The organism is Microbacterium sp. Cr-K32, assembly GCF_000708345.1.
Classification (GTDB): Bacteria; Actinomycetota; Actinomycetes; order Actinomycetales; family Microbacteriaceae; genus Microbacterium; species Microbacterium maritypicum_A.
In genome coordinates, this window is sequence record NZ_JARD01000018.1 from 219,551 (window position 1) to 237,979 (window position 18,429).

General features: G+C 65.4%; 21 protein-coding genes and 3 tRNA genes. 17 read left to right on the forward strand and 7 right to left on the reverse strand.

The genetic code is table 11. From position 1 onward, the window contains the following. Window positions 1-24: 24 nt before the first annotated feature. Complete coding sequence (gene tilS, locus GZ64_RS0109405) at window positions 25-1,017, reverse strand: tRNA lysidine(34) synthetase TilS (RefSeq protein WP_029266124.1); 993 nt, start codon at window positions 1,015-1,017, stop codon at window positions 25-27. Between the two features lie 90 nt (window positions 1,018-1,107). On the opposite strand from tilS, the gene GZ64_RS0109410 reads away from it, so the two are divergent. Together GZ64_RS0109410 and GZ64_RS0109415 are read left to right on the forward strand one after the other, a co-directional pair. Next, window positions 1,108-1,773: a TMEM175 family protein gene (locus tag GZ64_RS0109410; RefSeq protein WP_051667909.1), complete on the forward strand. Its 666-nt coding sequence runs from the start codon at window positions 1,108-1,110 to the stop codon at window positions 1,771-1,773. 82 nt (window positions 1,774-1,855) lie between these two features. Then, entirely contained in the window at window positions 1,856-2,347 is a 492-nt protein-coding gene (locus GZ64_RS0109415; RefSeq protein WP_021198726.1) for an inorganic diphosphatase, read from the forward strand. A 76-nt stretch (window positions 2,348-2,423) separates the two neighbouring features. On the opposite strand, the gene GZ64_RS0109420 is transcribed toward GZ64_RS0109415, so the two are convergent. Then, complete coding sequence (locus tag GZ64_RS0109420; RefSeq protein ID WP_029266128.1) at window positions 2,424-3,797, reverse strand: M23 family metallopeptidase; 1,374 nt, start codon at window positions 3,795-3,797, stop codon at window positions 2,424-2,426. 210 nt (window positions 3,798-4,007) lie between these two features. Here GZ64_RS0109420 and GZ64_RS0109425 point away from each other — a divergent pair. The 3 genes from GZ64_RS0109425 to GZ64_RS0109435 all read left to right on the forward strand — a co-directional run bounded on the left by GZ64_RS0109425 (window position 4,008) and on the right by GZ64_RS0109435 (window position 4,325). Continuing rightward, a tRNA-Glu gene (locus tag GZ64_RS0109425) sits at window positions 4,008-4,080 on the forward strand. Between the two features lie 29 nt (window positions 4,081-4,109). Continuing rightward, window positions 4,110-4,183, forward strand: a tRNA-Asp gene (locus tag GZ64_RS0109430). Between the two features lie 69 nt (window positions 4,184-4,252). Next, window positions 4,253-4,325, forward strand: a tRNA-Phe gene (locus GZ64_RS0109435). 168 nt (window positions 4,326-4,493) lie between these two features. On the opposite strand, the gene GZ64_RS0109440 is transcribed toward GZ64_RS0109435, so the two are convergent. The 3 genes from GZ64_RS0109440 to GZ64_RS0109450 all read right to left on the reverse strand — a co-directional run bounded on the left by GZ64_RS0109440 (window position 4,494) and on the right by GZ64_RS0109450 (window position 7,423). After that, the gene (locus tag GZ64_RS0109440; protein WP_029266130.1) at window positions 4,494-5,441 is read right to left on the reverse strand and encodes a hypothetical protein; all 948 of its coding nucleotides are present in this window, start codon (window positions 5,439-5,441) and stop codon (window positions 4,494-4,496) included. Window positions 5,442-5,531: 90 nt separating this feature from the next. Beyond that, window positions 5,532-6,662: a site-specific integrase gene (locus GZ64_RS0109445; RefSeq protein WP_062635495.1), complete on the reverse strand. Its 1,131-nt coding sequence runs from the start codon at window positions 6,660-6,662 to the stop codon at window positions 5,532-5,534. A 14-nt stretch (window positions 6,663-6,676) separates the two neighbouring features. Next, complete coding sequence (locus GZ64_RS0109450) at window positions 6,677-7,423, reverse strand: helix-turn-helix domain-containing protein (RefSeq protein WP_081859715.1); 747 nt, start codon at window positions 7,421-7,423, stop codon at window positions 6,677-6,679. 86 nt (window positions 7,424-7,509) lie between these two features. On the opposite strand from GZ64_RS0109450, the gene GZ64_RS0109455 reads away from it, so the two are divergent. The 9 genes from GZ64_RS0109455 to GZ64_RS0109495 all read left to right on the forward strand — a co-directional run bounded on the left by GZ64_RS0109455 (window position 7,510) and on the right by GZ64_RS0109495 (window position 16,138). Then, window positions 7,510-7,704: a helix-turn-helix transcriptional regulator gene (locus GZ64_RS0109455; RefSeq protein WP_029266136.1), complete on the forward strand. Its 195-nt coding sequence runs from the start codon at window positions 7,510-7,512 to the stop codon at window positions 7,702-7,704. A 464-nt stretch (window positions 7,705-8,168) separates the two neighbouring features. Beyond that, window positions 8,169-9,989: a hypothetical protein gene (locus GZ64_RS0109460; RefSeq protein WP_051667911.1), complete on the forward strand. Its 1,821-nt coding sequence runs from the start codon at window positions 8,169-8,171 to the stop codon at window positions 9,987-9,989. Between the two features lie 39 nt (window positions 9,990-10,028). Next, window positions 10,029-10,445 (forward strand): hypothetical protein, encoded by a 417-nt coding sequence (locus tag GZ64_RS0109465; RefSeq protein ID WP_029266140.1) that lies wholly within the window; start codon window positions 10,029-10,031, stop codon window positions 10,443-10,445. Window positions 10,446-10,748: 303 nt separating this feature from the next. After that, window positions 10,749-11,267, forward strand: coding sequence for a plasmid mobilization relaxosome protein MobC (gene mobC / locus GZ64_RS0109470; RefSeq protein WP_029266142.1), 519 nt, complete (start codon window positions 10,749-10,751; stop codon window positions 11,265-11,267). 2 nt (window positions 11,268-11,269) lie between these two features. Further along, window positions 11,270-12,676, forward strand: a complete 1,407-nt coding sequence (locus GZ64_RS0109475; RefSeq protein ID WP_029266145.1) for a relaxase/mobilization nuclease domain-containing protein — start codon at window positions 11,270-11,272, stop codon at window positions 12,674-12,676. Window positions 12,677-12,962: 286 nt separating this feature from the next. Beyond that, on the forward strand, window positions 12,963-13,829 hold the full coding sequence (locus GZ64_RS19450; protein ID WP_051667912.1) for a metallophosphoesterase family protein: 867 nt from the start codon (window positions 12,963-12,965) through the stop codon (window positions 13,827-13,829). A 571-nt stretch (window positions 13,830-14,400) separates the two neighbouring features. Then, entirely contained in the window at window positions 14,401-15,111 is a 711-nt protein-coding gene (locus GZ64_RS19455; protein ID WP_102207978.1) for a hypothetical protein, read from the forward strand. Continuing rightward, window positions 15,108-15,818 carry a hypothetical protein gene (locus GZ64_RS0109490; RefSeq protein WP_051667914.1) on the forward strand — a complete coding sequence of 237 codons (711 nt, stop codon included), beginning with the start codon at window positions 15,108-15,110 and terminating at the stop codon, window positions 15,816-15,818. Before GZ64_RS19455 ends, GZ64_RS0109490 begins: the two co-directional genes overlap by 4 nt. Before the next feature lie 20 nt (window positions 15,819-15,838). Further along, complete coding sequence (locus GZ64_RS0109495; protein WP_029266153.1) at window positions 15,839-16,138, forward strand: hypothetical protein; 300 nt, start codon at window positions 15,839-15,841, stop codon at window positions 16,136-16,138. Window positions 16,139-16,143: 5 nt separating this feature from the next. Here GZ64_RS0109495 and GZ64_RS19850 read toward each other — a convergent pair whose 3' ends face one another. Then, window positions 16,144-16,287 carry a hypothetical protein gene (locus GZ64_RS19850; protein WP_156040315.1) on the reverse strand — a complete coding sequence of 48 codons (144 nt, stop codon included), beginning with the start codon at window positions 16,285-16,287 and terminating at the stop codon, window positions 16,144-16,146. A 29-nt stretch (window positions 16,288-16,316) separates the two neighbouring features. On the opposite strand from GZ64_RS19850, the gene GZ64_RS0109505 reads away from it, so the two are divergent. Continuing rightward, on the forward strand, window positions 16,317-16,598 hold the full coding sequence (locus GZ64_RS0109505) for a hypothetical protein (RefSeq protein ID WP_029266155.1): 282 nt from the start codon (window positions 16,317-16,319) through the stop codon (window positions 16,596-16,598). 413 nt (window positions 16,599-17,011) lie between these two features. On the opposite strand, the gene GZ64_RS0109515 is transcribed toward GZ64_RS0109505, so the two are convergent. Continuing rightward, window positions 17,012-17,359, reverse strand: a complete 348-nt coding sequence (locus GZ64_RS0109515) for a histone-like nucleoid-structuring protein Lsr2 (RefSeq protein WP_029266159.1) — start codon at window positions 17,357-17,359, stop codon at window positions 17,012-17,014. A 150-nt stretch (window positions 17,360-17,509) separates the two neighbouring features. On the opposite strand from GZ64_RS0109515, the gene GZ64_RS0109520 reads away from it, so the two are divergent. Continuing rightward, window positions 17,510-17,755 (forward strand): hypothetical protein, encoded by a 246-nt coding sequence (locus GZ64_RS0109520; protein ID WP_029266161.1) that lies wholly within the window; start codon window positions 17,510-17,512, stop codon window positions 17,753-17,755. Beyond that, on the forward strand, window positions 17,752-18,402 hold the full coding sequence (locus GZ64_RS0109525) for a hypothetical protein (protein WP_029266162.1): 651 nt from the start codon (window positions 17,752-17,754) through the stop codon (window positions 18,400-18,402). Before GZ64_RS0109520 ends, GZ64_RS0109525 begins: the two co-directional genes overlap by 4 nt. Window positions 18,403-18,429 lie beyond the last annotated feature (27 nt).

The following is an 18,429-nucleotide window of genomic DNA, read 5'->3' on the forward strand; positions in this document are numbered from 1 at the left end:
ACAGGCGCCCGAGACGAAACGCGCTCAGCGACCGGATGCCGTGAAGACGATGCGGCCGCCCTGTCGCACGACCGAGCACTCGGGGAGGTCGATCGGTCCCTGGCCGCTCCAGTCGGTCACCAGTCGCGCGACCTCGATGGTCTGCACCCGCGTCAAGCTCACCCCGAACTCGCTGTCGACGACGAGGCGGATGATCCTGTTGCGCAGCGCCGCCGGGTTCGCGGCGAGCGCCGCCACGCTGACCGAGATCCCCGCCTCCGCGTGCTCGACGATGTCCTCGATGGTCTCGTGGATCATCTCGTCGAACGCCTCCGCGTCCTCCCGCAGCTGCTCTGCCGTGCGGGCGAGGGCCTCGGCGATGCCGGGACCGAGCTCGGCCTCGATCACGGGGAGCACGCGCTCGCGCACCCGGACCCTCGCGTAGCGGCCATCGATGTTGTGCGGGTCATCCCAGGGTTCGAGGGCCGATGCCGCGCAGAATGCCCGCGTCGTCTCCCGGCGCACCCCGAGCAAGGGGCGTACCCACCGCACGCCGTCGTCGTCCTCCCGCACCGGCGCCATCCCCTGCAGGCTCGCGGCGCCGGAGCCGCGGGCGAGTCCGAGGAGCACTGTCTCCGCCTGGTCGTCGAGGGTGTGCCCGAGCAGCACCGCGGCGGCACCGACATCGATGGCCGCATCGCGAAGAACGCCGTAGCGGGCATCACGAGCAGCGGCTTCGGGCCCTCCCTCGCCCGCGACGTCGACGCGCACGAGCAGGGGGTCGAGACCCAGCTCGGCGGCCGTGCGCGCCGCGCCGGAGGCGACCTCCGCGGAGTCGTCCTGCAGGCCGTGATCGACCGTCAACGACGCCGCACGGACACCGAGCTTGGGTGCTTCGAAGGCGGTGGCCGCGGCGAGCGCGAGCGAGTCCGCGCCTCCGGAGAGGGCGACGATGACCGTCGATCCTTCGGGGAGTTCGGCGAGCGCGGTGCGCACGGCGAGGCGGATCTCGGCGATGGCGGGAGGAAGTGACGGCACCCGTCCACGCTAGGGCACTCCCCTGCTCGGCGCTCTTCCGATCCGCGCGCGCACGACGGTGCGGCGCTGTGGCGGGGCTATCCTGACGCCGTGACCGACAACACGCGTACACGTCCGTTCCGGACCGAGAGGTTCAAGGCATTCGTCGACGCCGTCGTGGCGATCGCCATGACACTGCTCATCCTGCCCCTCATGGAGTCGGTCTCCGAGGCCGCATCCGGCCACACGAGCACGGCCGAGTTCCTGGACGAGCATTCGGGGCAGCTGCTGAGCTTCGGGCTGAGCTTCCTCCTCATCGCCACGTTCTGGATGGGGCACCACCGCCAGTACCGGGACGTGGAGCGGATCACCGGACCACTGCTGTGGATCAACGTGGCGTGGATGGCCACGATCGTCTGGTTGCCGGTCCCCACCGCGATGATCGGCCAGATGGACACCGACGCGCTGCAGGCCGTGGTGTACATCGGCACGCTGATCATGACCCAGGTCACCACCCTCGCCGGCTGGCTCTACCTGGCGCGTCATCCCGAACTCGGCGAGGTGTCGACCGAGACCATCCGGTTGGGAGCGATCGGCGACCTCGCGGCGATCATCCTGTTCGCCGCCGCACTCGTCATCGCGGTCGCCGCCTCGCCGAACGGATACGCCGGTCTCTTCCTGCTGCTCCTGAGCGACCCGATGAGCCGACTGCTGAATCGTCTGTTCCGCAGACGATCGAATGACGACGACGCGCCGACCGTCGACGCAGGGTCCTGAGCACGCCGGCCCCCGGGCGTGCGAGCGCCGCGGGTAGGCTAGTCCGCGGTATCCAACCGAACTTTTCCTGAGGAGCACACGCATGGGCGCACACGACGCCGTCATCGAGATTCCGCGCGGCAGCCGCGTGAAGTACGAGGTCGACCACGAGACCGGACGAGTGCACCTCGACCGCGTGCTCTATACGACCTTCGGCTACCCGGCCGACTACGGCTACTTCGACAACACCCTCGGCGAGGACGGCGACCCGCTCGACGTGCTCGTGCTGCTCGACCACGCCATCTACCCCGGTGTCGTCGTCGAGGTCCGTCCCGTGGCCGTGCTGAAGATGAGCGATGAGGCCGGCGGAGACGACAAGCTCGTCGCCGTGCTCTCGAAGGACCCGCGCTGGGCGCACATCCAGGACATCGACGACATCGCCGAGTACACGAAGAAGGAGATCTCGCACTTCTTCGAGCACTATAAGGACCTCGAGCCCAACAAGTGGGTCAAGGTCGACGAGTGGGGCAACGCCGCCGAGGCGCAGCGCATCCTCGACGAGGCCATCGTCCGCTTCGGCGAGCAGGGTCACTGACCCTCCGCCTGCACGAAGAAGACCCCCGGTTCCGCTCAGCGGCCGGGGGTCTTCTTCGTGCAGAGGTGAGAGCTGGTCAGGCGGAGACTCCGCGTGCCCCGAGGAAGGCCACGGGGTTCACGGGACCACCGTTGACGTAGACCTCGAAGTGCAGGTGGCAACCGAACGAGCGGCCCGTGTTCCCCGCGTAGGCGATGACCTGACCGGAACTGACGCTCTGCCCCCTGCGGACGAGGATGCCGCCGTCACGGATGTGGGCATAACCGGTTCCGACACCGCCGCCGTGCTGGATGCGGATGTAGTTGCCATAGCCGTCGTTGGGGCCCGCGTAGTCGACCGTGCCCGAATTCGCAGCGTAGATGGGCGAGCCGCAGCCGTTGGCGAAGTCGGTGCCGTAGTGGAACGACGAGGAGCAGCCCTGAGAGCCGCACTGCACGGAACGGGGTCCGTATCCCGAACTCTTTCCTCCGCCGTGCGGGCGGCACCAGCCACCGCTGCCCTGGCTTCCGCCACCGCCACCGCCACCGCCACCGCCCGCAGCGGCTGCGGCCGCAGCCGCTGCGCGCTCGGCGGCTTCGCGTTCGCGACGGGCCTTCGCCTCGGCTTCGACACCGGCCTGGTAGCCGGCGACCGTCTGGGTGGTCGCGTCCTTGAGAGCGGCGAGCTGCGCCTGCATCGTGGCGAGATTGGCCGACTGCTCGTCCAGAGCGGCCTGAGCCGCATCCGCCGCCTGCTGAGCCGCGACCATCTTCTCTTCGGCGACCTTCTGCAACCGGTCGCGCTCGTTCCGCGCGACGACGGCCTGATCGCTGAGGGACTGCGCGGAGTTGCGCGCCGCGACAGCCTTGTCGTAGACCGACTGGTTGTACTCGAGGAGCTTGTCCATCGTGCCCAGGCGCGCGAGCAGCTCATCGGCGTTGCTCGCCGACCCGGCGAAGAACAGCTCCATCGACGTGTCGTCGCCGCCGTTGCGGTAGAGCTGGGCGGCCACCTGGCCCGCCTTGCGCGCCGAGATGTCGGCGACCCCCGCCTGTTCGTCGGCCTTCGCCTGCATGGAGTCGGCCTCGGTGGCCGCAGCGAAGTAAGCCTGCTGCGCGTCGTAGAACTCCTGGGACGCGACCTTGGCCGCGGCCTGGGTCTCGGCCACCTTCTGCGTGAGCGACTGGATCAGTCCCTCGATGCGCGAGACCTCCGCGGCCTTGGCCGCTTCATTGCTCTTCGCGCGCTGCACATCGTCCCAGCTCGGGTACGTGGCGGCATAGGCGGCGGAGACGCCGTTGGTGATGCCGAACGCGCTCAGCGCGACGACGCCGAGCGCGCCGATGCCGAGGGCTCCACGACGGCTGATGCCGTTCTTGCCGAACGCACGGCGTTCGGTCGGGCTGGGCGCGCAGCCGCAGTCCTCGGACGCCGCAGCAACTGCAGCGTCCAGCGTGATCTTGTCGTTCACACGGCCCCTTCCGCCGGTTTCACAGTTGCCACACTAACAACAACCTTCACATCCGCACCAGGGGGCATGGCGGCGTCTTCGTCCACTCCCGACACGTCGATCGTGCCCCCGGAACACGCCCGGGTTGCGGCGCCGCGCCCTCGATTCGCGATTTGCCCGAAACATCCCTTATGCTTGAGCGTCGGCAAGGAAGTCCCCCGGGACTGACTCGGCCCCATCGTTTAGCGGCCTAGGACGCCGCCCTTTCACGGCGGTAGCACGGGTTCGAATCCCGTTGGGGTCACACCTTCCGATATAATTGAAAACAAGTATGGCCCTGTAGCGCAGTTGGTTAGCGTGCCGCCCTGTCACGGCGGAGGTCGCGGGTTCAAGTCCCGTCAGGGTCGCTCCGTGCGATGAGCTCTTTCTTCGGAGAGGGCTCTTCGTCTAGGACGCGACAGGTTCGCCGGTCGCGCGGCTCTGTAGCTCAGTTGGTAGAGCGTTCGACTGAAAATCGAAAGGTCACCGGATCGATGCCGGTCGGAGCCACTGGAACCCTCGCGTAGCTTCTACATCGCGGGGGTTCTTTTATGCGCTTATCAGGGTTTTTCCGCGTCAGCGACTGCCTCCCTCCGGGCAGGCTCTGGGGTTTTCAGTCGTGGACTCCGCACAAACTCCGCACTATCAGGCTCAGGCAGCAGCGTCGCCCGAACGCAACTAGCGCCCAATCCTGACCCCAAAGTCTCGATGCATCCCCAGAGATAGAAGCCCCGTGTAGTTGCTAGCGAAGGGCACGGCACGAAGGTGGTCAATCAACGCTCGCTGACGAATCGTCACTGAGCCCTGTTCACCAGTCAAGCGCGCCTTCGCCACCGCGTGGATCGCGTCGATCTCGTCGGCGAAAGCGGATGCAACTGCGAGGTTGATGGAAGGGAACGCGAACTGGATCGTCTCTCGCCACTGTTGCACCCCCTCTTCGGCGCTAGGACCCTTGCTGAGGAACCGGATGGACGGTCCGTGGTGGTCGATGATCACGCCATTCGGGTCCTCCTCGCTACCGAGGCGCAGCCCGGATTTCCGAGGTTGCACTGCAAGCCCGTGCTTCGTCGAGTTGTACACGTTAGCCTCGCGGGCGAGCAGCGCGGCTGCCCGAGTCAAGAGAAATCGAAGGACGTCAGCGTCCTCTGTCCATGCCTCCGCGGATACCTCAGCAGGCGCATCGAGCCTGCCGCGGAATACCTCGCGCAATAGCTCATTGCGCGGAGGGCTGGTCAACAAGTCGCCCGCCATCTGCTTGAACTTCGCGAAGCTCGTCAACGACGAGAGCTTCAGCGGCGGACAAGGCTCCGGTTCCACGTGCGCGAAGTACAACCGCAGGAGTGCCTCCGCCGCGAGGTACATGATCGAGATCGACTCGACCACAGCGAATCCGTCGATCTCTTCGTCGTCTAGTGGCACCTCTAGCTCGACGCCCATACCCCACGCACGGACACCTCCAACGAGCGCGGGATGCAAGGCGGCATCGGCGTCGCCGAGGGCGACGAGCAACGCGATTCGAGTTCGCAGGTACTGCGATGGTGAATGCGAATAGAAGTCACGGTTCAGCTCGTCCGCAAGATTCAGCCCGCTCGCAGGATCAGGCGCCGGCGGCTGCTCATCAGTCATCGATGGATCGTATCCGCAGCCACGGACACTACGATCGGGTAGAGCGGAAGCCCTCTCCTCACTCCGCCCCGGGCTGCTTCTCGCACCGGATTAGATCAGCCCGTCCAGCTTCTGGCCCATGATGCCTGCAGCTTTGGTGGAGCCCTTGATGGTGTTCATGTACACGTCCTGGGTCATGCTCGGGTTCTCGTGTCCGAGGTAGTCGGCGATCTCTGTCGCGGACAGTCCAGCCTTGTCAAGAATCGTGGCTACCGACTTTCGGAACGCGTGCGTTGACAATCCCGGGTACCCCAGGCCGTCGCGACGGTCTCGAAGCTCCCGCTGCGTGTTCGAGGGATCGCGAGGGCGCATCAGCGGAGTCGGGAAGATGAGGTTGGTATCGGCGCGCAGCCTCTCGTGCCGCTTGTGAAGGAGGAGCATGGTCGCTTCCGGCAAGTGGGTGGTACGCGCGGACTTGTCGGTCTTCGCGAACTCCTGCCGCACAATTCCCCGCCCCTTCACACGCACATTCTGCGCGACAACGGAAGCTGTGCCGGCGGCGAAGTCGATAGCGCTCGCTTCGAGCGCGCACACCTCGGCCACTCGCCACCCTGACGCGAGCATGAACGTGATCAGATCCACCGTGTCCCACTCGTTGAGCTTCTCGTCCTCACGGACGCGCTGGAGAAACATCGGCAGTTCGTCCAACGGGATTGCGGTGCTGCCCTTCTTCTTCCTTTGGGTGACGCGCTCGAGCTCACGCACGGGGTTGTGCGACAAAGCCCCGTTCCGCACCGCTAGGCCGAGCATGCCACTCAGCGCCGATCGGCAGTTCTTTGCTGCCCCCGGGCCGGCTTCCTTCTCAACGGCGTTAAGGAACTTCTGCAGCCGTTCAGGTGTGGCCTCGGCGACTGAGAGGTCGCCGATCCGGGGCGCGATATGAGCGGTGACTGCATAGCCGTAGGTCTCCAGCGTGCCTTCTGAGCGCCCCAACTCACGCCGGGACTCCAAGAACCTCTGGCCGAGGGCGCGGAGGTGCGTTGCCGGTTTCAGCTCGCCACCGCGGTCGGCCTCGATCGTGGTCAGCGCATGCCTCAGCGCGGCCGTCGCCTTGGCCTTGCTCGGCGCGTGCTTCTCGATCTGGCGGGATTTGCCGTCCGCGAAACGATACCGCGTGCGGGCACGCCACTTCCCCGGCTGAACCTCGGCCACGTGGATGGTGCCGTAGGTTCCGATCGCCATTCGAGGTCTGGCCATCAGACTTCACCGTCGGTGGATGCGCGGAGTTCGTCAATGAGCACACGCGTGACGCGCCCACGCGCCTGCGGCGTGCTGTCCTCGCCGGCACGGAGCAGGGCCTCGACTTCAAGGGAATGGCCCCAGAGTCGCGCCGCGTACTGCTGAAGCAGAGGTGGGCGTATCCCAAGCTTCTTTGCCGCCCGAGACTCTGCAAGGCTCACACTAGGCCGACGAGCGCTCTGACGCGTGTCACGGTCGGGCACCGCCGTCATGGCCCCCCACTGTGCATCCACCTGGTCATACGACTCGGACTTCCTGCCGTGCACCCTCATATGCTCAAGGGCCGCCATCTCGAGTTCCTCGTCCCACTCGTGATCCCCACCTATCGGCGCGGCGCCCACGTGCGCATAGTCGCCATCCTCGAGCGCGATCGGTGCGCCCGACAGTACGCGGTTGACCCACTCCCGCCGCACGGGCTGATCCTCACGGAGCTCGTACGGCCGTTCCAGCAACTCCGCAGCCCCAAGAAGGTCGGCGAGTCGAAGCGGCTCACCAGAGAGCTTTCCAAGTGCGAGTGCGAGCGTGAGAAGCGTCGGAACCGTCGGCGCAGCCTTGCCCCGCTCAATCGCCTGGACGCTAGACAGGCTCCACGTTGCTCCGTAATCGCGTCCAACGGTCGCGATCGCCTCAAGGGTAATCCCGTGCCGCCGCCGGTAGGCGGCAAGAAATCCGCCCACCGCTTCCGCGTATGCCATTGATTCCATGCTTACAAGTTACCAGAATCATGTAGCTTGTGTTACGGTACCTCACAAGTTACAAATTTCTGGTACTCGCTATCAAAGGACTCCGCATGACACAGACGACGAACGCCCTCCTCGACGTTCACGATCTCTCCGCCCAGACCGGCATGTCTGTGTCGACTATCTACCGCAAGCGGTCGCTCGGTGAGCCGCTCCCCCGGGCCGTGAAGATCGGCGCCGCTGTTCGCTGGCGTCAGGCCGATGTCGACCGTTGGATCGAGGAGCAGCTCGAGCCGGCGATGTGATGCGTCCTCGCCGGACCCATTGCGCGCGGAAACCGTGCGGAACTTCGAGGCAACTGTCGGGACCGACACGTTCCGCGTGGTGTTCCGCACGTGGCGCGCCCCGCCGTCGCCTAGATAACCCGCGCACGGGAGCGGAGATGCGGACGGAACCCCATCACTTCTCTATTGGCACCTCGGAGGCGAAATAGGTGCAGTCCGCGCAGGAGAAGTGCGGGGGTGACTTCCGCACTACCGATCTTCCTCGGCTCCCGGGAGCGTGCCTGCTCTTGCCTCGCCCCCGAAGCGGCCTGCTGGTGCTCAACACGCGCACGGCAGGGTGCAGGCGCGGATACGAAGGGACCGCAACCACAAGATCGACATCACGCTCGAACCCTGAGCGAGCACTACCCATACGGAAGAAACAAAAAGGGCCACCGAGCTGCAACTCGGCGACCCCATGGCGGATCTGAAAGGAGATCCTGCATTTGACTACCACCAGCGTACCTGAAGACCGCGATATCCCCGAGGCGCTCGGGAAGCGGTCCACCGCGCAGCAGCTCGTTGAGTTGGCCCTCGATCACTACGACCTTCACGTCGATACCGATGGCAAGCCTTTCGGTGTTCGCAAGGGCGGTCACGTAGCGATTCCTCTCCTCGGCAGCAGACGCTCCGTCCGCAAGGAACTCGGCGGCATGTACCGGCGTCGGACCGCTCGCACAGCCTCGCAGAACGCGTTGACTGAGGCGATGAGCGCGCTTGAGTACGAGGCGGAGGAGAGTTTCGAGCCCATCAAGCTGCACCTGCGCACGGCGCGCCCCAGCGACGACGAGATCTTCATCGACATCGGCGATCGCAGTGAGCAGGTCATCCGCGTGACGGCAGCCGGCTGGGAGATCCTCGACGGCGACGATGACCTTCCCGTGCTGTTTCGCCGCACCGCCGTGACCGCCCCTTTGCCCGTCCCTGCGCGCGGCGGAAACCTCGACGCATTGTGGGAGTTCGTCAATCTGCCGGCCTCGGACCGCGGCTTGATCATCGGCTGGCTCGTCGCTGCGACGATCCTTGTCGGTCTTCCGTGCCCGGCCTTGGCTCTGCTCGGTGAACAGGGAACCGCCAAGACCAGTAGTGCACGACGGCTCTTCTCCCTGTTCGATCCGACCACCGCGCCGGTGAGGCGCCCACCGAACGATGCGGACCGGCTGCTTCACGCCGGGGCTCACTCGCGCGGCGTGGTCTTCGACAATATGTCGTCGATGCCGCGTTGGTTGTCGGACGGCTTGTGCCGATTCGTGACCGGTGAAGCTGATGTCGACCGCGCGCTGTACACCGACGACGACGTGCGCATCATGCAGGTGCAGGGCGTCCTGGGATTCACCAGTATCGATATCGGCGTTCTCAACGGCGACCTCGCCGAGCGATGCGTCTGGGGAGATCTTGAGGTGATCCCCGCAGACAGGCGTCGCTCAGAACGCGAGTTGAACTCCGCTTGGAACGCGAGCTACGCCTCGATGGTGGGTGCATTGTTGGACCTTGTTGTTCTGACCTTGCAGCAGCTGCCCGTCGTGAAACTCGGCAACAAGCCTCGGATGGCGGACTTCGCCGAGATCTTGGCCGCTCTTGATCATGCAACGGGGTCAGACACTCTGAGCCGTTACCGGCGGGCGCAAGATTCTGTCGCCGAGGACATCGTGAGCACCGACCAGTTCCTGGTGGCGATCACCGAGACGATCAAACGTCGCTGGACGGGTACCGGCAAGGCCCTTCACGAGCTCTTGCGCAGACCCTCGGACGATCGCTATTGGCCCGAGCCTCGTGGCATGAGTGGCAAGCTCCGGCGAGTGGCTCCGGATCTTCGAAAGGCAGGGTGGCAGATCGACGAGATCAAGCCGGACCCGACCACCAAGCGTTCCAAGACTTGGGTTCTGGTGCCTCCGGATTCCGCCATCTCCGATGCGGATCTTGCGAGCGTGAAACTGACCCGCGAGTTCGTCGCTGAAGACGTTCGAGCGTGGATCGCTAGGTTCATGGCGAACGGGGCCACCGCCTCATGCGCCACCGACCACGGATCCGCTGCGAGCTCGGGCTTCCCTATCACTTGCCGGACGCCCGGCTGCACTGCCGGCTGGCGCTCCGAGTGGGACACGCCGTTGCAGCGGTCCCGAGCGCTGACCTCACGACTCGCGGACGAACTCACGGCTCTCGGTATCAGCGTTGCTGACCTGGACCAGTACGTCGGCAGCGATCCCTTTGCACCTCCGGGTAGGGGCGAGGAGACCGTAGCCCCACCTAAGACCGAGCCCCGTTGATCGGGGCTGACCACTACACCGCACCGTTAGGAGAACACCATGCGAAGGACCCGTAGTCAGCTCCGAGCTGCGCAGATCGCCGCGCTGCAGGCCGAGCAGGACGCCTACGACAAGAACGTGAACGACGCGATCAAGGTCGCGGCGTTCGCACGCTGTGACGCCGTCGAGCAGCTGTACGAGCTTCTCGACGTCCAGCCTGAACCACCCATCATTCGTGATGGCAAGCACGGCCGCTACGAGGTCACGTCCGATAAGGACGAGGCCAAGCGCGCTGCTCGCCTCATCGAGGCTGTCACCGTCCTGCTATCAATTGAGGAGCAGCCTACGACGCAACCAGTCGGCAGTGATCGTCAGGTTCCTGCTCAGGCAGCTGAGAGACCGCCGCAGGCGGCTTCTCCGGCCCTGGTCGCGACGACTTCAAGCACGCCGACGGCGGTCAAGCAGCCAGCCGCCTGAGCGTTGCGTCGCCCGCGGCCCCGTGCGGTCGCGGCGAGTAGAGAAACCCCATCTGCCCTCGAAGAGGCGCTGATGGGGTTTCTCCGTTTCGGAAGGTGGCGCCACGACCTGTGCGTGGAGGCGGGAGCCTTCATCCGGGTGTCGGGCCGGAGGCCTGACCAAGGAGTATCCAAGGACAGGAGCGCAGCGATATGTCTGACGGATAAACTGCTTGCCGTTATTTGTGTAGTCTGGGACCACCCTCGCGGAGCGGGGAAGCAAAGGCCCAGACTGCACAAAGAACCGAGCGAAGGGGACGACCTGATGACGAGGACCGGCAAGGCGAGCGAAGCGACGCCGCGTCGTCCGAGGAAGAGGGTCGTCAACTTTGCGAAGCGCCGCACACTGAGGTTCAGCGACGACGAGGAACGAGCCGTCGACGACGTGCGGCGAGCTTTGGCCAAGTCCTCCGGACGCGACCTCGAAGAGGTCTCCTTCTCCGAAGCTCTGCGCCTGCTCATTACTGACCGTGAGGGTGCCGCCGAGGTGGAAGCGAGGGCGCTGGCTATCGAGCGCCAGGGCCCGAACGTGACCGACTGGGGCCTGGCCGACATCTCCGATCGGCTCGGGTACGAGCTCGGTCCGATTCGCAATCACATCGCGCATATCGGCGGCAACCTCAATCAGATCGCGAAGCGGCTGAATATCGGCGACCCGGTGACCGCTGGGGAGGTCTCGGAGGCTCTCCTTACGGTGGCTGAGCTACGCGATGTTCCCGACGATATCGAGAAGCGCATCGCACGCCTCGTGGACCATGGCCTGCCGCCGCGCGGGACGGTGTAGTTATGCCTGTTGTGGTGGCGAGCTCGACGCGGTCGGCCGATGCGCTGATCAACTATGCGCTCGATGACAAGCCCGAGCAAGATGGCGAGCGGTACGTCATGGCGTCCGGCGTGGGCGGCATGCTGGTATCGGTCGCGAAGCAGCAGATGCGCGACGTCCGCAAGAAGTGGGGTAAGGACAAGCCTGGCGCGTTCGTCCAGGCGTATCACGTCATCCAGTCTTTCGCGAAGGACGAGTTGGACCCCGAAGAGCCAGACGACTGGCTGACGGCTCAGAAGCTCGGGACAGCACTCGCAGAAGAGAGGTTCCCCGGCCGACAGGTGCTCGTTGTAACACAACGAGACGGGCGAACAGGCTGTGTGCACAACCACCTCGTCGCGAACTCCATCGAGACCAAAACCGGCCGCAGTCTCAACAGTTCAGTCGTCACGCACGCACGCCTTGTCGAGGCACATGAGCGTGTTCTTGAACAGCGCGGCTTCGAGCAGCGAGCGGACCTCAAGCAGGCCTTCAGCGACGCGAACGAGCGCTTCGAGCGGGGCGAGCCGAGCGGTCTTCGCCGCGCCGGGTCGACCGCGGACAGTGAGCTTCGCGAATGGCAGCGGCACATCATCTGGGAAACAGAATGCGACCTCGCGGATGAGTTCGGTGCGCCCCGCAACAAGCAACCTTTTAGTCTCACCGTGCTGAGGGCGAGCATCGAGAACACGCTCGCCGATCCAGCCGTTGTCGACTGGGACAGCTTCGTCGAAGTCGGTAGAACCCGAGGCGTTCAGATCGAACAGCGCGGCAAGAAGGGCCGTGGCATTTCGTACGGCATGCTTCGCGAGAATCCGGACCGAACCCCAGCCGATCCAACGCCGAGTGATCGACGCCGCTGCACCACACTCGGCACGGCCTTCGAGAGGGACGCTGTTGAGACCGCTTTCGCTCGCAACAGCGCGGTGACATTGTCCGTGCCACAACACACGACTGTTGAACGCCGACTGTCGCCCAAGAAACGCATGATGATCGCTCTGGACGAGGCGACACAGGAGGCAAATCGCGCCGCGCAACGCCTGGTGGCTACAGCCCTGTCAAACGCCGACGCGATGACAAGCGAACACGAGAATTCCGGTGCGCACGCTCCCACCGAGCTACCCGCAGTCCCGGGCACAATGGGACTGTCGGAACTCCGAGAAACTCAGCCACGGATCGCGGACCCAGAGGAACCAGAAACGGAGGTCACGGTTCCCGACTACCGTCCGCACGACGTCGAGCAACCGCGATCGGCGCGGCCGCAGGCTAACACCGGTGAGAATCAGGAGACCTCCCCCAAGCCTCGCCCGCTGCGACTGCGGTTCCCCGCACTCTTCGAAGAGGCGGAGCTTTCCGCGCCCGATCACCAAGAACGGAGCATCGGCGACTAGCACTGTGCAGTGGGTGGCCGGTGACCGCCTCGTGTCCATATAGTGGTCCGACGGTGCCCACACTACATAGTCGCTAGTGGCAGTCCGAAAAACGGGCTTCAGCTGGTCCTTTACAGGCCGGTTCGTGGTCACTAACGGGACACCGGCATTTCGCTGGGCAGCAGGGGTGGCCAGAACATGACCACAATATGGTCGCTCGGCGCCCACTGATCTCGGCCGTTTCGCATTCTCCACGTTGAGTTGTCGACGCCATGTCCGAGTCGGCACTCACGGGCATGATGGATGGATGCAGATCCATGAGACAGCCGACAGCTTCGACCTGCCGGATGAGCGCGTGTGGGTCGTGGGCGACCTCCACGGCAATGCTGGATGGATTCAAACGCTGCTGCCCGCGATGCGTCGGCATGACCCATCGCTGCGCACCATCCTTCAACTCGGAGATTACGGTTTCGAGCATGCTCAGCCCGGGACTGGCCCGGTCGATTATTGGGCGAAGCGCACAGGCATCGAGCGCGTGCTGGTCACGCCTGGCAACCACGAAGAGTGGAACCACATCACCCCGGCGCAGGAAAGCGCCTCCGGTATGGCGATCAGGGTCAGTGACGTCGTGTGGCTCATCCCCCGGCCGTTCCGTTTTCAGATCGCGGGACGCGAGGTGCTATCGCTCGGCGGCGCGTCCAGCGTCGACAAGGCGTTTCGAACTGCGGGCAAGGACTGGTTCGAGGATGAACTCATCACGGAACCGATGGAAGCCGCCGCGATTGCCGGCGGCCCGGCCGACCTTATGCTCACGCACGAGTCTCCAGCGATCGCGGTACCGGAGGTGCAGCGGCTGCTCACGAACAATCCGCATGATTTTCCTCCCGAGGCGTTGGCCGTATCTGCTGCACAGAGAGAGCGTGTGCAACGTGTATCTGATGCTGCGCTCCCCCGCTTGCACATGCACGGCCATATGCACGTTTACGGTAAGTTTGAGCGCGAGGACGGCAGGACCGTGGTCAGTCTCGATCGGGACACGTTTGCCTGCAACGCAGGAGTGCTCGACCTCGCGGGCCTCGCGTTCAGCCCACTTCCACTCAACGAGATCCGCGGCGGAAGACGACGGTACAAGCACCGCGCTGATCAAGGCGATGGCGCCGTCGTTCGCAGCTGATGGACCGGCGGATCGTCACCCTCCGCGGGATGATGCGAGCAGCCCGGAAGCGACTGGCCTCATGCGCTCTCCACTTCGAGGCGCAGATCGCGCTGCCCCGAACCGGTTGCTGGGGGCTTAGCGAGCGCCCCAGCTCCGTAGGAGCATTCCGCTGAGCCCTGTGCTCATCCGCCCAGAACTCGTCTCCGGGCGTGGCACAAATCTGACCTCTCTGCCCTTCTAATCACGGGAATGAGACCTCAGCGGACGCCGATGGAGCTAAGTGTGTCATTGGACCGCCAGCGGCCTGGATGATGATGAACCCGGCTCGATGCTGAACTCGATGAGCCGAATCGTATTTACTTTGTTTATTTCGCGGGGCAGCTCACGTTGCGCGCACGCCGGCCCACGCAGCTACGTGGTCACGTCGCTCTGAACACATCGACGCGGGACGTCGATAGCTAGGTCACGGGCGCCTGCCCCGGCCGCGCCGACTACGACGATGTCGACCTGATCGCTGAGGTTCTGCATCAACAGTGACCCCCCGCCGCTTACGCAAGCTATACTCGCTAATGACCGTTAGGATCCGATGATGTCGAACGCAACCGCACACCCCCTCCGCAGCGATCGACGCGCATACCTCACGGCGACTCGGTCGGACGAAGGTCGCGAGATCACCATCAAGATCGTCGGTCCTGTGGAATTCACGGACCACGAGGCCGAGGAGCTCGCGCACGAGCTGAACGTGCTGGGCTCCAGCGGTCGGCGCGCTCACCTCATCAGCATCCTGCAGGGCGTGAACAAGGCGCTCCGGCTCGAGGAAGAGCCTGGGCACTCGTCGCTGACGGAGGCTGAGCTGGACGCACTGCGCGCAGCCGGCTCGCTCGTTGAGCCGGAGAACGCGCTGCCTGTCGAAGAGCGCCCCAGCGTGCTCACGGCCCTCCGCCAGCAGGACATCCTCGCTGAGGCGCTGCCGACTAAGCGCGTCGCAGAACTGCTCGACGTGACCGAAGGCCGAGTGCGCCAGCGCCACGGCGAGGGGACTCTCTTCGCGATCCCGGGCCCCGGCCGCGGCCTGCGGTTCCCGACGTTCCAGTTCACCGACCACGGTGAGCTCCCGGGCTGGGGAACGGTGAGCCGAGCGCTGCCCGAAGGGGCGAACCCCGTGGCCGTGGAGTACTTCCTCACTCACGCTCACCCCGACCTGGGAGACGGCGAGCTGACTCCTGCCCAGTGGCTCGCAGCCGGCAAGCCCGCAGAACCTGTCGCGGCGCTGGCCGAGCAGGCGTTCTCGATCCGATGAGCGCGCTTCCTGCCCCCGACGCATCGAAGTTCCCGCATCCTCTCCCCCCGAGCGCTGTCCGTACGCTGCCGGCCGGCACGATCTTCGGACGCATCTACGACGCCGGCGGCGCTCACCCTGCCCGGTGGCACGAGCTCCGCCACTTCGGGCCCACGGGGAGCCGATTCGATCACCACCCCGATCCCGTGGGTCACCATCCGAACCACGCCGTGACCTACGTCACGCCCCAGATCACGGTTCCACCGGAGACGGCAGTTCAGAGCCTCCTGCTCGTTTGCCTATCAGAGTGCTTCAGCGACCGAGGCGTCATCGAACGCGGTGGCGTCGGAGCGGGAGGGACCGGGGGCACGCAGCCTCGGTTCGTGCTGTTCGCGACCACCCGCGAGATCACACTCCTCGACCTTATCGACAGCACCTGGGTCACGGACGTCGGCGGGAACGATCAGATCAACACTGGCGATCGGTCGCTGTCCCGGCCGTGGGCCCGCGCCATCCACCAGGCATATCCCGACGTCGACGGCGTCTTCTACCGCCCCCGCACCATCGCGCAGCGTCCGCAGCTCCCCGAGGCTCGCGCCGCGGCGCTGTGGGAGCGCGCCGAAGACGCCCTGCCGGTGAGCCCGACCGCGGACATCGAACTCAGCTCGCCTGGACTCACCGTGACGCTCGAGTCGTTCGCGAAGACCCTAGGCCTCGGCTTGGCGTAGAGACCCGAAAGGAGGGTGTCATGACCGCCCGTACCTGGTCTCAAGACCTCGAATACCTTCGCACTACGCTCACGCGTGCTCAGCAGACGCGCTATCGGCGCCAGGAATTTGTCCAGCTCGAGGACGGCAACACGGAGCTCGGATGGGTTCTCTATGAACGCGAGCAGATGCTCGCAGCAGTGAACGCTCTCCACGCCGCTGCAGGCAAAGCGCCCGTCTCGAGCGACCAGCTCCAGGCTGCAGAAAGCAGTGCCTGTGGCCATGTCGACTATACGTCGAAGTTCGCCATCGGGTGCGCGGACCTGGTGGCCGCGGAATGAGTCCGTCATCCGCCACCCCGCACGCCTCCGACTCGGCCGAGCAGCGCATGGCGGAGCAGCGCATGGCGGAGCGCGCGATCGTCGCGGCCGTCGCCGAGCAGCTGGGCGTCGCGCTCACTCCCGCTCGGATCGCGATCGATGACGCCCACATGGAGATCGACGGGCGACCCCAGACCGCATGGTCCTCGTGGAGGCCTACGCCCGTATCGGCGCACTCAAGGGTGCGCAGCCCCGCAAGCTCGCCACCGACGCGTTCAAACTCGCCTGGGCCGGTCAGAAGCTCGGTGCGACCCGGCTCATCCTCGCCGTGGCTGACGAGGCGGCGGCCAGCTACCTGCATCGCCCGGGCGCGTGGCTGACGGCTTCCATCCGCGACGCCGGCATCGAGATCATCGTCGCCGAACTCGGCGACGTGATGCGCGAAGCGATTCTCGCGGCGCAGGCTCGTCAGTACCGCTGAGATTCAGCTACTGTAGCTCGCGGCGGCCGCGACGGAACTTCTTCTTCTTGAGCGGCGCCGTCGGCCGTGGATCAGCTGCCTGCGAGAGCGGATCGACGTACCCTCGCCGGTTCGCCGGCACCCACCCCTTTGGTGTGTGATCGCGCTCAGCATGGCGTGCGTCGAGCCCGGCCTCACGCCGTTGCCCACGTGCGCGCCCCGCGCGCGCCTGGCGCTCTTTCGCGATGCGTTCACGCTCCTGCTCACGCAGGACGTCCGCTCGCCGCTGCTCCTCAGACGTAAGCCGCGGGGCGCCATCAGAGGAACGAACCGGGTGCTTCTTTCCGTCGCCGACGCGCAGACGGATACTCGCGGCGTTCTTCGCCTTCCAGTTCGTCCCCTGCTCGAACCCGCGCGCCTCTCCCACGGCGGCCTCAGTGCGCGGCGTCGTACGCCTGCTGCACCGCGTCGGGGACGCGGCCGCGGTCGGAGACCTGGTGACCGTTCTCCTTCGCCCACGCGCGGATTGCCGAGAGGTCGCGCTTGGCGGCGCCCTGCGAGTTCCGGCGCCCACGGCCTCCGCGAGTACCGCCGGCGGACACCCGGCGGGCTGCCGCGATCCACGGCTCAAAGGCCTCTCGCAACGCTGCTGCGTTCTTCTCGGACAGATCGATCTCGTACGCGGTGCCGTTCAGGGAGAAGGTCACCGCCTCGCCGGATCCGACTTCCAGGACTTCTCCGTCGATGTCGTCGACGAGCTGATGCACGATTTTGCGGGCCATGCCGCCGAACATATCAGCCAGCATCTAAGCCGAATCGCAATGGTGGCCGATATCCCGCGAACTGCGTGCGGGATTCGAGACCACTCTTGTCGATGTCGACCTCTCGACGTACCATTACTAATGCATTACTAACACGCTTGGAGGCCTCGAATGGCTGCACGACCGATCAGTTTCGCCGTCGAAGAGACGGACGTCCCTTTGCTCCAGGAGCTCGCCGATGCGTTCGGCGGCGGCAACCGCAGCGAATTCCTGCGCGTCGCCATGAAGGAGTTCAAGAAGAAGCTCCGCGTCCAGCAGATGAACGATCTGCACGCCGAGATGCTCGAAGAGCGCGGCGGCAAGGTCTACACGACCGAGGAAACGCTCAAGCTCATCGAGGACTTGGGAACCTCATGAACAGCCAGCGGGAGCGCCCTCGGATCGCGGTCGTCTACGACATCAACGTCTACCTCGACCACATCCGTAGCGGCACCGGAATGCTGCTCCCCGACAAGCTCCCCTCCCCTTCGGCGGCATCCGACGCTCTCTCGCTCGCGTTCGATCAGCAGGTGCGTTTGTTCACCTCGCCGCACATCCTGCGGAACGTCCACCGCCTGATGATCGCCTCCGGGCAGTCTGAACGAACCACGGCCAAGTACATCGAGTTCGTCGCCGAGGCCTGCGACGACTCCGGAGGCGCGATCGTGGACCCGGTCGTCCGCGACTATGCCATCGGGAATCACGAGGACAATAACATCCTCGCCCTCGCGAAGGACCCCGCCGTCGACGCGGACGTGATCGTCTCCTCCGACCATCACCTCATCGATCTCGGTCCCGCATGGAACGGCCGGCTGATGATGCGGCCGCGACAGTTCACCTCGCACATGGTTCGGTCCAGCTTGCAGAGTGCGGCTCAGCACACCCCCGCCCCGAAGGTGCCGCGGACTCCCGCGCCACCGAAGCGCGTCTCCGATGCCTTCCCCGAGCTTCGCGGTGTGCACCTCGATCGGTATGGTCTTGCTGGCTCCTCCGCACCTCAGCGAGAAGATGGCCTGCAGCACTGAGAACAACCCGGGACACTGCCGACCTTC